General features: G+C 69.1%; 11 protein-coding genes. All 11 read right to left on the bottom strand.

The window, feature by feature from the left end; translation table 11 throughout:
• Window positions 1–223: 223 nt before the first annotated feature.
• Window positions 224–1,444 carry a cell division protein FtsZ gene (ftsZ, locus tag AC0IYU_RS19490; protein WP_435441254.1) on the bottom strand — a complete coding sequence of 407 codons (1,221 nt, stop codon included), beginning with the start codon at window positions 1,442–1,444 and terminating at the stop codon, window positions 224–226.
• 168 nt (window positions 1,445–1,612) lie between these two features.
• Complete coding sequence (ftsA, locus tag AC0IYU_RS19485) at window positions 1,613–2,842, bottom strand: cell division protein FtsA (RefSeq protein WP_013539446.1); 1,230 nt, start codon at window positions 2,840–2,842, stop codon at window positions 1,613–1,615.
• Window positions 2,843–2,870: 28 nt separating this feature from the next.
• Window positions 2,871–3,659, bottom strand: coding sequence for a cell division protein FtsQ/DivIB (locus AC0IYU_RS19480; RefSeq protein ID WP_472120226.1), 789 nt, complete (start codon window positions 3,657–3,659; stop codon window positions 2,871–2,873).
• A 2-nt stretch (window positions 3,660–3,661) separates the two neighbouring features.
• Complete coding sequence (locus tag AC0IYU_RS19475) at window positions 3,662–4,633, bottom strand: D-alanine--D-alanine ligase (protein ID WP_435441252.1); 972 nt, start codon at window positions 4,631–4,633, stop codon at window positions 3,662–3,664.
• Complete coding sequence (murC, locus tag AC0IYU_RS19470) at window positions 4,630–6,099, bottom strand: UDP-N-acetylmuramate--L-alanine ligase (protein ID WP_472120224.1); 1,470 nt, start codon at window positions 6,097–6,099, stop codon at window positions 4,630–4,632. Before murC ends, AC0IYU_RS19475 begins: the two co-directional genes overlap by 4 nt.
• Before the next feature lie 157 nt (window positions 6,100–6,256).
• Entirely contained in the window at window positions 6,257–7,321 is a 1,065-nt protein-coding gene (gene murG / locus AC0IYU_RS19465) for an undecaprenyldiphospho-muramoylpentapeptide beta-N-acetylglucosaminyltransferase (RefSeq protein ID WP_472120222.1), read from the bottom strand.
• Window positions 7,318–8,616 carry a putative lipid II flippase FtsW gene (gene ftsW / locus AC0IYU_RS19460; RefSeq protein ID WP_472120220.1) on the bottom strand — a complete coding sequence of 433 codons (1,299 nt, stop codon included), beginning with the start codon at window positions 8,614–8,616 and terminating at the stop codon, window positions 7,318–7,320. Before ftsW ends, murG begins: the two co-directional genes overlap by 4 nt.
• Window positions 8,613–10,790, bottom strand: a complete 2,178-nt coding sequence (murD, locus tag AC0IYU_RS19455; protein WP_472120218.1) for a UDP-N-acetylmuramoyl-L-alanine--D-glutamate ligase — start codon at window positions 10,788–10,790, stop codon at window positions 8,613–8,615. The genes ftsW and murD overlap by 4 nt, the downstream gene beginning before the upstream one ends.
• A 7-nt stretch (window positions 10,791–10,797) precedes the next feature.
• Entirely contained in the window at window positions 10,798–11,976 is a 1,179-nt protein-coding gene (gene mraY, locus AC0IYU_RS19450) for a phospho-N-acetylmuramoyl-pentapeptide-transferase (protein ID WP_472120216.1), read from the bottom strand.
• A gap of 15 nt (window positions 11,977–11,991) precedes the next feature.
• Window positions 11,992–13,425, bottom strand: coding sequence for a UDP-N-acetylmuramoyl-tripeptide--D-alanyl-D-alanine ligase (locus AC0IYU_RS19445; protein ID WP_472120214.1), 1,434 nt, complete (start codon window positions 13,423–13,425; stop codon window positions 11,992–11,994).
• Window positions 13,422–14,990 (bottom strand): UDP-N-acetylmuramoyl-L-alanyl-D-glutamate--2,6-diaminopimelate ligase, encoded by a 1,569-nt coding sequence (locus AC0IYU_RS19440; RefSeq protein WP_472120212.1) that lies wholly within the window; start codon window positions 14,988–14,990, stop codon window positions 13,422–13,424. Before AC0IYU_RS19440 ends, AC0IYU_RS19445 begins: the two co-directional genes overlap by 4 nt.
• Window positions 14,991–14,992: the final 2 nt, after the last annotated feature.

Below are 14,992 nucleotides of genomic sequence, written 5' to 3'. Positions count from 1 at the left end.
TGGCTATGGCACCGATAGACATGGGTTCTATGCAATCCAGGCAAATGGACGCAAAGGGCACGAGATGAACGCAGCGCCTAGAGCCGGCAGACGTCCCTTTCAGGTCGTCCCCGCACCCCTTGCGATCCCTCGTGCCCTCTGCGTCAGGTAGGCCGCTTCGCGCATCCCCGGCAGGGGGTGGCGAAGCGGCACGAAGTAAACGCAGCCTGGGGGCGAGCCAGGCTCAGTCGGCCTGGCGGCGCAGGAACGCCGGAATCTCGAAGTCGTCCATGCCGCCCGAAGACAGCGCGTCGACCTTGGCTGCGGCCATCGTGCGGTTGGTGCGCCACACGCTGGGAACGGCCATGCCGTCGTAGTTCGGCTGGTGGCCGCCGTTGCCGCCGCTGCCGGCGTGACCCATGCCACCGAGCGTGGGCACGGTGAACGGGATGTTGTCGGTGCCGGTGCGGATCACTTCCAGCGTCGGGGCCTGGCGGCGGGCTTCCGCGCGCGAGAGGCCCGTGGCCACCACGGTCACGCGCATTTCGTCGCCCAGGCTCTCGTCGTAGGCGGCGCCGTAGATCACGTGCGCATCGGGCGAAGCGTAGGCGCGGATGGTGTTCATCGCCAGCTTCGACTCGTTCAGCTTCAGCGAGCCCTTCGATGCCGTCACCAGCACCAGCACGCCCTTGGCGCCCGACAGGTCGATGCCTTCCAGCAGCGGGCAGGCCACGGCCTGTTCGGCAGCGATGCGCGCGCGGTCCGGACCGGCTGCGGCGGCCGTGCCCATCATGGCCTTGCCGGGTTCGCCCATCACGGTGCGCACGTCTTCGAAGTCGACGTTCACGCCGCCGTACTCGTTGATGATTTCCGAGATGCCGCCCACGGCGTTCTTCAGCACGTCGTTGGCATGCGCGAAGGCTTCGTCCTGCGTGATGTCTTCACCCAGCACGTCGAGCAGCTTCTCGTTGAGCACCACGATCAGCGAGTCGACATTGGCTTCGAGCTCGGTCAGGCCGGCGTCGGCGTTGGTCATGCGGCGGCCGCCTTCCCAGTCGAAGGGCTTGGTCACCACACCCACGGTGAGGATGCCCATTTCCTTGGCGACGCGTGCGATCACGGGCGCCGCGCCGGTGCCGGTGCCGCCGCCCATGCCGGCGGTGATGAACAGCATGTGCGCGCCGTCGATGGCCGCGCGAATGTCGTCCACCGCGAGCTCGGCCGCTTCACGGCCCTTGTCGGGCTTGCTGCCGGCGCCCAGGCCGCTGGTGCCGAGCTGGATGATCTTGTGCGCGTTGCTGCGTTGCAGTGCCTGCGCGTCGGTGTTCGCGCAGACGAACTGAACGCCCTGCACGCCACGCTCCATCATGTGGGCGACCGCATTGCCGCCGCCACCGCCAACACCGATCACCTTGATCTGCGTGCCTTGATTGAACTCTTCGACTTCGATCATTTCGATGGTCATTTTTAACTCCTTGAATCTTGCAGTTGCCGTTATGTATCTGTGAATATTCTTGTGCCGTGACGAGATCAACGTGCGAGCGTCACGATGGTGGACCTGTGCGTCGCCATCGCTCATTGAAATGCAAAGGGGGGCTTCCGCGTGCGAGCCACAGTGGAGACTTGATCATGGCTAGAAATTCCCCACGATGAAGTCTTTGAAACGTCCGAATGCAGTCTTTACCGACCCATTCTTCTGCGCGACCTTGAAGCCGCGCATGCGTGCGAAACGTGCCTCTTCCAGAAGGCCCATGACTGTAGCGGCGCGAGGCTGCGCCACCATGTCGGACAACGCGCTGGAATACTTCGGGATGCCCCTGCGCACAGGTTTCAAGAAGATGTCTTCACCGAGCTCGACCATGCCCGGCATCACCGCGCTGCCGCCCGTGAGCACCACGCCCGACGACAGCACTTCTTCGTAGCCCGACTCGCGCACCACCTGCTGCACGAGCGAGAAAATTTCTTCGATGCGCGGCTCGATCACACCGGCCAGCGCCTGCTTGCTCAGCATGCGCGGGCCGCGGTCGCCCAGGCCCGGCACTTCGACCTGCTGGTCGGGGTCGGCCAGCAGCTGCTTGGCATAGCCGCTCTCGACCTTGATGTCCTCCGCGTCCTTGGTCGGCGTGCGCAGCGCCATCGCGATGTCGCTCGTGATCAGGTCGCCCGCGATCGGAATCACGGCCGTGTGGCGGATCGCGCCGTTGGTGAAGATCGCCACGTCGGTGGTGCCTGCGCCGATGTCCACCAGCACCACGCCCAGTTCGCGCTCGTCCTCCGTCAGCACCGCCTGGCTCGAGGCCAGCGGGTTCAGCATCAGCTGGTCGACTTCGAGGCCGCAGCGGCGCACGCACTTGATGATGTTCTCTGCCGCGCTCTGCGCGCCGGTCACGATGTGCACCTTGGCCTCCAGGCGCATGCCGCTCATGCCGATCGGCTCCTTCACGTCCTGCCCGTCGATCACGAACTCCTGCGGCTCCACCAGCAGCAGGCGCTGGTCGCTCGAGATGTTGATGGCGCGCGCCGTCTCCACCACGCGGGCCACGTCGGCGGGCGTCACTTCCTTGTCCTTCACCGCCACCATGCCGCTGGAGTTGATGCCGCGGATGTGGCTGCCGGTGATGCCCGTGTAGACGCGGCTGATCTTGCAGTCGGCCATCAGCTCGGCCTCCTTCAAGGCCTGCTGGATGCTCTGCACCGTGGCGTCGATGTTCACCACCACGCCCCGCTTCAGGCCGTTGCTCGGCGCAATGCCCAGGCCGGCCAGCTTGAGCTCGCCACCGGGCAGCACCTCGGCCACCACCACCATGACCTTGGCGGTGCCGATGTCCAGTCCTACGACCAGGTCTTTGTATTCTTTGGGCATTGATATGTCCTCGATTCCTCGGTGTTCGCTACTTGATTTTTCTTGGGGCCTCTGCCGAGACCGTGGTGACGCCGCGCAGCCGCAATGCATACGCGTCGTTGTGGCGCAGATCGGCGCCTTCGACATCGACCATCGTGCGGCGGTACTGCGCCGCGACCTGGGTCACGGTCTTCAGGAACCGCTGCAGCCTGGCCGTCACCTCCTCGCTCTGGCCCCGGCCGAGCTCGAGCTCGGCACCGCTGTCCAGCACCACCTTCCAGCTGCCCCGGCTCGACAGCGTGAGCTCGTCGATGGCGAGGTCATAGGGCTGGAACTGCGGTTGCAGCACGCGGTACATGCCCAGCACCTGGCCGGCCTGTTCGACAGGGCCGTCCAGGCGCGGCAGGTTGTCGTCCACCTCGGCCACGTTGGCCTCGAACACGTCGCCGAAGCCGTTGATGAGCTTGGAGCCCGCGTCGTCGCCCCACGTGGCCACCGGCACCTGCTCGGTCAGCGTCACGTGCAGCTTGTTAGGGAACTCGCGGCGCACCACCGCGCTGCGCACCCAGGGCACCGACTCGAAGGCGGTGCGCGCACGCGCCAGGTCGATGGTGAAGAAGTTGCCGTTCAGCTGCGGTGCCACGTTGGCACGCAAGGTCACCGCGTTGTTGTGCGTGACCTCGCCGTCCACCTTGATGCCGGCCAGCGGGAAGAACGGTTGGCGCAGCACCCACCAGGCGCCCGCCGCCAGCAGCATGAGCGTCACCATCACGAACGCAATGTTCGCGACGATGTTCATGAGCTTGACGTCGAAGGGCGCGGGACTGCTGTCGGCCATGGCTATTGCGAGCCTCCCGTTGCGTCGAGCGCGGCCGATGCCAGCACGCGCAGGCACAGGTCTTCGTAGGCGATGCCCGCGGCGCGCGCGGACATCGGCACCAGCGAATGGCTGGTCATGCCGGGCGAGGTGTTCATCTCCAGCAGGAACGGCTTGCGGTCGCTGGCGCGGATCATCACGTCGGCGCGGCCCCAGCCGCGGCAGCCGAGCGTGCGGTACGCGGCCAGCGTGATGCGCTGGATCTCGTGCTCCTCGGCGTCGGACAGGCCGCTCGGGCACTGGTACTGCACGACGTCGGTGAAGTACTTGTTCTGGTAGTCGTAGGCGCCTTCGGGCGCGGCGATGCGCACCACCGGCAACGCGCGCGCGTCCAGCCCGTGGCCGAGCACGGCGCAGGTCACTTCCTCGCCGTCGATGAATTCCTCGCAAAGCACGTCGGCGTCGTACCTGGCGGACAGCGTGACCGCGTCCTGCATCTGCGAGTAGCCCTCGACCTTGGTCACGCCGATGGACGAGCCCTCGCGCGGCGGCTTCACGATCAGCGGCAGTCCCAGCACGTCGGGCACGGCCATCACCTGCTCGCGGCTTTGCTGGTCGAAGGCCAGGCGCACGTACTTGGGCGTCGGCAGGCCGTCGGCCTGCCAGATGCGCTTGGTCATGACCTTGTCCATGGCCACGCTGGAGGCCATCACGCCCGAGCCGGTGTAGGGAATGCCGAGCAGCTCCAGCGCGCCCTGCACGGTGCCGTCTTCGCCGTGGCGGCCGTGCAGTGCGACGAAGCAGCGCGCGAAGCCTTCGCGCTTGAGCTCGGTCAACTCGCGCTGCGACGGGTCGAAGGCATGCGCGTCTACACCGCGCGAACGCAGGGCTTCGAGCACGCCGGTGCCCGACATCAATGAAACTTCGCGTTCGGCGGAACTGCCGCCGAACAGAACGGCAACCTTGCCGAAGCGTGCGGGATCCTGAAGGCTCATGCGCCCCCCTCTTTGCGCGTGTCGCGCTGCAATGTGGAAGCCGTGGCGGACAGCGCCGCGGCGAGTTCGACGACCTTGCCCGGCACCGCGCCGATGGAGCCGGCGCCCATGGAGAGCACCACGTCGCCCGGGCGGGCGTTGTCGAGAATGGCGCGCGGCATGTCGGCGATGTCGTCGACGAACACCGGCTCGACCTTGCCGGCCACGCGCAGGGCGCGCGCCAGCGTGCGGCCGTCGGCCGCCACGATGGGCGCCTCGCCGGCGGCATAGACCTCGCCGAGCAGCACCGAGTCGGCCGCGCCGATGACCTTCACGAAGTCTTCGAAGCAGTCGCGCGTGCGGGTGTAGCGGTGCGGCTGGAACGCCAGCACCAGCCGGCGGCCCGGGAACGCGCCACGCGCGGCGGCGATGGTCGCGGCCATTTCGACCGGGTGGTGACCGTAGTCGTCGATCACGGTGAAGGTGCCCGCGGCACCCTCTTCATGACCCTGCACCGCCACGTCGCCGTAGCTCTGGAAGCGGCGGCCCACGCCCTTGAAGCCGGCCAGCCCGCGCTGCACCGCCTCGTCGGCAATGCCGAGCTCGACCGCCACGGCGATCACCGACAGCGCGTTGCGCACGTTGTGCTCGCCCGGCAGGTTCAGCACGATGGGCAGGTCGGGCAGCGTCACGCCGTTGCGGCGTTGCGCGGTGAAGTGCATCTGGCCGCCGACGGCGCGCACGTCGATGGCGCGCACCTGGGCGTCCTCGCCGAAGCCGTAGCTGGTGACCGGGCAGGTCACGTCGGCCACGATGTCGCGCACCGCCGGGTCGTCGGTGCACAGAATGGCCACGCCGTAGAACGGCATGCGGTGCAGGAAGTCGACGAAGGCCTTCTTCAGCTTCGCGAAGTCGTGCCCGTAGGTTTCCATGTGGTCGGCGTCGATGTTCGTGACCACCGCCATCACGGGCAGCAGGTTCAGGAACGACGCGTCCGACTCGTCGGCCTCGACCACGATGTAGTCGCCGCTGCCGAGCTGCGCGTTGGCGCCGGCGCTGTTCAGGCGCCCGCCGATCACGAAGGTCGGGTCCAGGCCGGCGGCGTCGAGCACGCTCGCCACCAGGCTGGTGGTGGTGGTCTTGCCGTGCGTACCGGCAATGGCGATGCCCTGCTTCAGGCGCATCAGCTCGGCCAGCATCAGCGCGCGCGGCACCACCGGAATGCGCTTCTCGCGCGCGGCCAGCACCTCGGGGTTGTCCGCCTGCACGGCGGTGGAGGTGACGACCGCGTCGGCCCCTGCGATGTGCGCGGCCGCATGGCCCACGAAGGTGCCGATGCCCAGGCCCGCAAGCCGGCGCAGCGTGACGCTGTCGGACAGGTCGGAGCCGGTGATCTTGTAGCCCAGGTTCAGCAGCACTTCGGCAATGCCGCTCATGCCCGAGCCGCCGACGCCCACGAAGTGAATATGACGGATCGCGTGCTTCATGAGCTGCCTCCATTCATCCACGATGCGAATGGCGCGGCGAGCAAAGCGACGCCCGTTCGCGAGACACCGCGGAACCGGCTTTGCCGGGCCGCAGGTGTCGCCCCCGGCGAGGGGGTTGGCGAAGCGACACGAAGTGCGCGAAGACTGGGGGAGTACGTCATCTTGCAAGCTCCTCGCAGGCGCGGACGACCGCTTCCACGGCTTCGGTCTTCTGCATGGTCTTGGCCTTGGCGGCCCTGTCGATCAGCGCGGTGCGCTCGGTTGTCTGTAGCAAATCAGCCAGCAATTCAGGAGTGAGGTCGGCCTGCTGCACGAGCCACCCGCCGCCCGCGTCCACGAGGAAGCGCGCGTTGGTAGTCTGGTGGTCGTCGACCGCCGAGGGAAAAGGCACGAACAGCGCTGCTGCGCCGACGGCCGCGATTTCTGTGACGGTGCTGGCGCCGGCCCGCGCGACGATGATGTCGGCGTCCGCATAGGCCTGCGCGGTGTCTTCGATGAAAGGCGTGAGTTCGCCCTCGACGCCGGCGGCCGTGTAGTTGGCACGCAGCTCGTCGATCTGCTTGGCGCCGCTCTGGTGCAGCACCTGCGGGCGCGTCTCGGGCGCGATGCGGGCCAGCGCCTGCGGCACCACGGTGTTGAGGCCGCGCGCACCCAGGCTGCCGCCGACCACCAGCAATTTCAGCGGACCTGTGCGGCCCGCGAAACGCGCAGCCGGATCGGGCTGCGACGTGAATGCCGCGCGCAACGGGTTGCCCACCCACTGCGCCTTCTTCAGCACATTCGGGAAGGCCGTGAACACACGGTCGGCCACGCCCGCCAGCACCTTGTTGGCGAGACCGGCGACCGAATTCTGTTCGTGCAGCACCAGCGGCTTGCCGAGCAGCACGCCCATCATCCCGCCCGGAAAGGTGATGTAACCGCCAAGGCCCACCAGCACGTCTGGCTTCACCCGGCGCACCACGCCCAGGCTCTGCCAGAAGGCGCGCAGCAGGCGCAGCGGCAGCAGGAACAGCGTGAGCGGGCCCTTGCCGCGCACGCCGCCGAACTGCACCGGCTCGAAGGCGAAGCCGCGCGGCGGCACCAGTTTTTCTTCCATGCTGCCGGGCGCGCCCAGCCAGTGCACGCGCCAGCCGCGCTCGCGCAGGGCCTCGGCCACGGCAAGGCCCGGGAAGATGTGGCCGCCCGTGCCGCCCGCCATGACGAGTGCGGTCTTGCCGGTCATACGCGCCCCCCCCGCATGAGCACACGATTCTCGTAGTCGATGCGCAGCACGATGGCCAGCGCCACCAGGTTCATCAGGATGGCCGAGCCGCCGAAGCTCATCAGCGGCAGCGTCAGGCCCTTGGTCGGCAGCGCGCCCAGGTTCACACCCATGTTGATGAAGGTCTGGAAGCCGATCCACACCCCCACGCCCTGGGCCACGAGGCCCGAGAACACGCGGTCGAGCGCGATGGCCTGGCGGCCGATGTGCATGATGCGGCGCGTGAGCCAGAGGAACAGGCCGATGATCAGCAGCACGCCGACCAGGCCGAACTCCTCGCCGATCACCGCGAGCAAAAAGTCGGTGTGCGCCTCGGGCAGCCAGTGCAGCTTCTCGACGCTGCCGCCCAGGCCCACGCCGAAGATCTCGCCGCGCCCGATGGCGATCAGCGAGTGCGACAGCTGGTAGCCCTTGCCCAGCGCATGCTCTTCGCTCCACGGATCGAGGTACGCAAAGATGCGCTCGCGGCGCCACGGGCTGCTCGCGACGATGCTGCCGAAGGCCACCACCACCAGCGCGGCAATCACGAAGAACATGCGCGCGTTCACCCCGCCCAGGAACAGGATGCCCATGGCAATCACGGCGATCACCATGAACGCACCCATGTCGGGCTCGGCCATCACCAGCATGCCCACCACCACCACCGCGATGCCCATCGGCAGCACGGCGCGGAAGAAGCGCTCCTTGATCTCCATCTTGCGCACCATGTAGCTGGCGGCGTAGAGCACCATCGCGAGCTTGGCGAGCTCCGACGGCTGGAAGCGCATGAAGCCCATCGGCAGCCAGCGGCGCGCGCCGTTCACGTTGATGCCGATGTGCGGAATGAGCACCGCCACCAGCAGCAGCAGCGACGCCACGAAGAGCCAGGGCGCGGCGCGCTCCCAGGTCTTCATGGGGATCTGGAAGGTCAGCAGCGCCGCGACGAACGCGACGGCCACCGACGCGGCATGCCGCGTGAGGAAGAACGAGGCGCTGTAGCCGGCACGCGCGAAACGCGGGTTGTCCGGCAGCGCGATGGAGGCCGAATACACCATGATCAGGCCCCAGGTCAGCAGCGCGACCGTGACCCAGACCAGCGCCTGGTCGAAACCCAGCACGCGCATCGGCGTGGCCTTGGTCTGCGCGATGCCGGCGCCGCCCAGCCGCACGGGCAGGTGCACGGGCAGCGCGTCGATGCCGCTGCGGGCGCGCCTGAACCAGCCGCTGAACCGGCTGGTGCGGGTGTTGGGCGTGGCGCCTGCGGCAGCGGGGTTCACAGCGGTTCCTCCGTCGAATCGGAAGCAAGTCCTTCCACCAGCCCGCGCGGGCTGTCCTCGTAGGCCTGCACGGCCTCGCGGAACACCTCGGCGCGGTGCGCGTAGTCCTTGAACATGTCGAAGCTCGCGCAGGCCGGCGACAGCAGCACGGCGTCGCCCGGGTTGGCGCGCGCGCCGGCGAGCTTGACTGCGTCGTGCATCGAGGCGGCGTGCAGCAGCGAGACGCCGGTGGCGGCCAGCGCGGCCTCGATGACCGGCGCGTCGCGGCCGATGAGGACCACGGCGCGTGCGTACTGGCGCACGGGTTCGGCCAGCGGCTCGAAGTCCTGGCCCTTGCCTTCGCCGCCGAGGATCACGACCACGCGGCGCTCTTCGCCGAGGCCGACCAGCGCGGCGGCGGTGGCGCCCACGTTGGTGCCCTTGCTGTCGTCGAAGAACTCGACCTGGTCCACGATGGCGACGGACTCCACGCGGTGCGGCTCGCCGCGGTATTCGCGCAGGCCGTAGAGCATCGGGCCGAGCGCGCAGCCGGCGGCACTCGCGAGGGCCAGCGCGGCCAGCGCGTTCATCGCGTTGTGGCGCCCGCGGATGCGCAGCGCGTCGGCCGGCATCAGTCGCTGCAGGAAGATTTCTTCTTCCACCACCGCGCCGCGCTTGCGCTTCTGCGTTTCGTCCGCTTCCAGCGCGCGCACCAGCCAGGTCATGCCGTTGACGCGCTCGATGCCGTAGTCGCCCGGGCGCAGCGGCATCGCCGCGCCGAAGGTGACGTGGGTGCGGATCTGCGGGCGCTGCAGCTTGACGCGCAAGGGCGGGGGCAGCATGGCCATCACGCCGGCGTCGTCGCGGTTCAGGATCATGAGCCCGCGCGCGCCGAAGATGCGCGCCTTGGCCGCGGCATACGACTTCATGTCGCCGTGCCAGTCGAGGTGGTCCTGCGTGAGGTTGAGCACGGTGGCGGCGGTGGGCTCGAAGCCCTGCACGCCGTCGAGCTGGAAGCTGGAGAGCTCCAGCACCCACACGTCGGGCAGCGTGCCGGCGTCGATGTGCGCGCTGAGCGTGTCCAGCAGCGTCGGGCCGATGTTGCCGGCCACGGCCACCGTCTTTCCGGCGCGCTCGACCAACTGCCCGGTGAGCGAGGTGACGGTGGTCTTGCCGTTGGTGCCGGTGATGGCGAGCACGGCGGGCGTGTAGCCCTTGGGGGCTTCGGGCTCGACGGGGGGCGCCAGTTCGAGCTGGGGTGTTTCTTCTTCAGCCACGGCCGAGGCCGGGTTGGTGGCGGCGAGTTCGGCGATCTTGGCGACGAACTCCGCGGCTTCGCGGGCGGCCGTGGGGACGTAGGGCTTGCCGGTGCTGGGCAGGCGGGAGACGGTGGCGGCTGCGGGCGCTTCCAGCGCTTCCGATGCGGGCGCCTGCGAATCGGCGGCGTCCGGTGCAGTGGCTTCGCCGGTTGCGTCTTGCACCGCGGCTTCTGGCTGCGTGCCCGCAGGAGCAACGGCCGGCTCCGGCGTTTCTTCTGCTGTCACAGGCTCGACCGGTGCTTCGTGCGCTTCCGGCGGCACAGGCACGGCCACGCTGGTCGAAGGATCGCGCGGCATGGCTTCGGCCATGGCGGGCGCGGTCGGCTCGGGCGGGGCTTCGGCGGGTTCGATCGACCCGGTCACCGGTTCGGCTTCCGGCGTCGATTCAGTTTCAGGTTCGACCGCTTCGACCGATGCCGCGGTCTCGAGCGGCAGCTCGGCCTGCGCTTCGGCCTGCTCAGGCTCGGCGACCGCGTCCTGTGCGGCCTCCGGGTCGGCTTCGGCTTCGGGTTCGGCCACCGGCACTTCGACGGTGCGCAGGTCCAGCAGCGCGCGCGCGAACAGGTCCAGCTCGCCACCGACCGGCAGCCCCATGGCCCGCGCCGCATCGGCCACCGGCGCGATGGTTTCGGGCGACAGGCCCGGCGAGCGGTACACCGCGCGAATCGGCGTGCCTTCGACCAGCGCAGCCGAGAACGGCCCGCCGACGAAGCGCACGTCGGGCAGCTCCGCCTTCAGCGTGGCCAGCGACGCCGGCGCCTCGCGCGTGTCGGCCACGGTCACGACCGCACCGTGGCGCGCGCACCAGCGCGCCATCGCCAGCCCGGACGCGCCGAGGCCGAGGATGAGAACGGGGAGGTCTTTCAGGTGCCGCATGGTGTATTCAGCGCAGCTTCAGCGTCGACAGGCCCACGAGGCACAGCAGCATCGTGATGATCCAGAAACGCACCACGACCTGCGTCTCGCGCCAGCCGCTCTTCTCGAAGTGGTGGTGCAGCGGCGCCATCTTGAGCACGCGGCGGCCTTCGCCGTAGCGCTTCTTGGTGTACTTGAAGTACATCACCTGCGCCATCACCGAGATCGCCTCGACCACGAAGATGCCGCCCATGATGAAGAACACGATCTCCTGGCGCACGATCACCGCGATGGTGCCCAGCGCGCCGCCCAGCGCCAGCGCGCCCACGTCGCCCATGAACACCTGCGCCGGGTGCGTGTTGAACCACAGGAACGCCAGCCCCGCGCCGGCCATGGCCGAGCAGAACACCAGCAGCTCGCCCGAGCCCGGGATGTTGGGGAACAGCAGGTACTTGGAGTACACCGCGCTGCCCGTCACGTAGGCGAACACGCCCAGCGCCGAGCCCACCATCACCACCGGCATGATCGCCAGGCCATCCAGCCCGTCGGTCAGGTTCACGGCGTTGCTCGCGCCCACGATCACCAGGTACGTGAGGATGACGAAGCCGATGCCGCCGAGCGGGTAGCTCACTTCCTTGAAGAAGGGCACCAGCAGGTTGATCTTGGGCGGAAAGTCGAGGTCGAACCCCGACTGCACCCAGGCGAAGAACAGCTGCAGCACGCGCCAGTTGGAGCTTTCCGAAATGCTGAACAGCAGGTAGAAGCCCGCCAGCAGGCCCACCACCGATTGCCAGAAGTACTTTTCGCGCGAGCGCATGCCCTCCGGGTCCTTGCGCACCACCTTGCGCCAGTCGTCGACCCAGCCGATGGCGCCGAAGCCCATGGTGACCCACAGCACGATCCACACGAACCGGTTCGAGATATCGAACCACAGCAGCGTGGCGAAGGCGATGGCGAACAGCACCAGCACGCCGCCCATGGTGGGCGTGCCGCTCTTGGTCAGGTGCGTTTCCATGCCGTAGCCGCGCACCGGCTGGCCGATCTTCAGCGCGGTCAGGCGGCGAATGACGAACGGGCCCGCCACCAGGCCGACCACGAGCGCGGTCACCGCGGCCATCAGCGCGCGGAAGGTGAGGTACTGGAAGATGCGCAGGAACCCGAATTCGGGCGACAGCGTCTGCAGCCATTGAGCGAGGCTCAGCAGCATGTGTTTTCGCGCGGCTCATGCGTCATGACCGGCCTCCTTTTGTTGTTTTGATTGCGCCTCGATGGCTTGAACCACGCGCTCCATCTTCATGAAGCGCGATCCCTTGACCAGCACGCTGCCGACCTGCGGCAGCCGGGCCAGCACCGCCGCGCACAGCGCGTCGAACGCGTCGAAATGTTGTCCGTCGCCGCCGCCCTGGAAAGCGGTGGCGGCATGCGCCGTGGCGGCGCCCAGCGTGTAGACGGACTCGATGCCGCGTTGCCGTGCCCAGGCGCCGACTTCGGCGTGGAACTCCGGCGAGCGGTCGCCCACCTCGCCCATTTCGCCAAGCACCAGCAGGCGCGGGCCCGGCAGGGCGGCGAGCACGTCGATGGCGGCGATCACGGAATCGGGGTTGGCGTTGTAGCTGTCGTCGACCAGCGTGAGCGCATGGCCGCCGGGCAGCACGACCTCGCTGGCGCGCGAGCGGCCCTTGACGGGCTCGAAGGCGTCCAGGCCTGCGGCAATGGTGTCCAGCGACACGCCCGCCGCCAGCGCGCAGGCGGTGGCCGCCAGTGCGTTCACGACGTTGTGGCGCCCGGCGATGTGCAGGCGCGTGTCGAAGGCACCGATCGGCGTGCGGACGCGCACGGCCCAGGCGCCCTGCGCCCATTCGGCGCGCTCCAGCGAGATGTCGGCGTCCTGCGGCTCGCCGAAGGTCATGCAGCGGCGGGCACCCCCGTCGCGCGCCATGTCGGTCCACAGCGAGGTGAAGGGGTCGCCGTACGGGAACACCGCGGTGCCGTCGTCGGACAGCACCGCGAACACGGCGGCGTTTTCGACGGCCACCGCCTCGACGCTGGCCATGAACTCCTGGTGCTCGCGCTGCGCGTTGTTGACCAGCGCGATGGTCGGGCGCGAGATGGCGGCCAGCCGCGCAATTTCGCCCGGATGGTTCATGCCCAGCTCGAGCACCGCGCGGCGGTGTTCCGCGCGCAGGCGCAGCAGCGTGAGCGGCACGCCGATCTCGTTGTTGAAGTTGCCCGCCGTCGCCAGGGCGCGTTCGGCGCTGCCGGCGAGCAGCACCGCCGCGATCATCTGCGTGACCGTGGTCTTGCCGTTGCTGCCGGTGACGGCAATGAGCGGCAGCTCGAACTGCGCGCGCCAGCCGGCGCCGAGCGCACCGAGCGCGGCCAGCGAATCGGGCACTTCGAGCCCGGCCAGGCCGGCGGCTTCGAGGCCGTGGTGCGCAATGGCCGCCACGGCGCCCTGCGCCTTCGCGTCGGCGAGGAAATCGTTGGCGTCGAAGCGCTCGCCCTTGAGCGCGACGAACAGGTCGCCGGGCGCGAGCGTGCGCGTGTCGGTGTGCACGCGGGCGATGACGGTCGAGGCGTCACCCACCAGGCGTGAACCCGGAATCCATTGCTGCAATTGGGCCAGCGTGAGGGCGAGCGGTGTGGCGCCGGTCATGCTGCGTTCCCTCCGCTGCTTCGCAGGGCCAGTGCCTGCAGCGCATGGGCCTTGTCGGAGAACGCGATGCGCTGGCCGGCAATCTCCTGCCACGCCTCGTGGCCCTTGCCGGCGATCAGCACCACGTCCTGCGGGGCGGCCTGCGCGAGCACGTCGGCAATGGCGGCCGCGCGGTCGGGCTGCACCTGCGCCGCCTCGGGGCGCGAGAAGCCGCGCAGCACCTGCGCAATGATCGCGTCGGGCTTTTCGCTGCGCGGGTTGTCGCTGGTGACGACCACGTGGTCGGCCTGGCGCTCGGCCACGGCGGCCATCATCGGGCGCTTGATCGGGTCGCGGTCGCCGCCGCAGCCGAACAGGCACCACAGCGCCCCGCCGCGCTGCTTGGCGAGCGGGCGCAGGCCGATCAGAGCCTTGTCGAGCGCGTCGGGCGTGTGGGCGTAGTCGACCACGGCCAGCGGCGCGCCGTCGCCGGTGCTGGCGCGGTCCATGCGGCCCGGCACGCTCGTCAGATGGGCGCATGCCGCCACGGCCCGCGCCAACGACAGGCCCAGCGCGCGCAGCGTGCCGAGCACGCCCAGCAGGTTGGCCACGTTGTACTGGCCGATGAGGCCCGTCGACAGGCGCTGCACCGCGTCGGTGCCCTGTTCGGCCACCGAGAACTGCAGGCCCTGCGCGTCGTAGCCGATGTCGCGCGCCATGAGGCGGGCCGGCTTGCCGTCGGCCGACACGGTCCACACGTCGAGCGCGCCGATGCCCACGTCGATCAGGTTGGCGCACAGGGTCGCGCCGTGCGTGTCGTCGATGTTGATCACCGCCGCGCGCAGGCCGGGCCAGCGGAACAGCTCGGCCTTGGCCTGCCAGTAGGCGTCCATGCTGCCGTGGTAGTCGAGGTGGTCCTGCGTGAAGTTGGTGAACACCGCCACCGCGATCTGCGCGCCGTCGAGGCGGCGTTCGGCGATACCGATGGACGAGGCCTCGATGGCGCAGGCGCCGAAGCCGCGCGACACCAGCGAACGCAGCTCGCGCTGCATCATGACGGGGTCGGGCGTGGTCAGGCCGGTGTAGGTGAGTTCGGGCGGCACGCCGATGCCCAGCGTGCCCATCACGGCGCAGGGCGACGGCGCATCGCGCTGCACGGTGCCGTCGGGATTCATCGCGCGCACGCCACCCGCCGCGCGCAGCGTGGAGAGCGATTCGGCGAGCCACCAGGCGGTGGACGTCTTGCCGTTGGTGCCGGTCACGGCCAGCACGTCGAGCAGGGCCGAGGGGTTGTCGTAGAAGGCCGAGGCGATCGGGCCGGTGGCGGCCTTCAGGCCGGGGTAGCTCACGATGCGCTCGTCGCCTTCGAAACCGAAGGCCTCGACGCCCTCGTGCTCCACCAGGCACGCCGCCGCGCCCTGCGCCAGCGCGGCCGCCACGTGCTTGCGCCCGTCGGTGGCGGCACCGGGCCAGGCGATGAAAACATCGCCCGCGCCCACGGCTCGGCTGTCTGCATGCAGCGCGGCCTGCGGCGCGCGCTCCTTGAGCCAGGCGGCGGCCATGGAGGGGGAAGTGAAGGTCAGCATGG

The organism is Variovorax sp. AC103, from assembly GCF_979254005.1.
The sequence above is the reverse complement of the archived record's forward strand: the minus strand, read 5'-3'. Positions and strand labels throughout refer to the sequence as shown.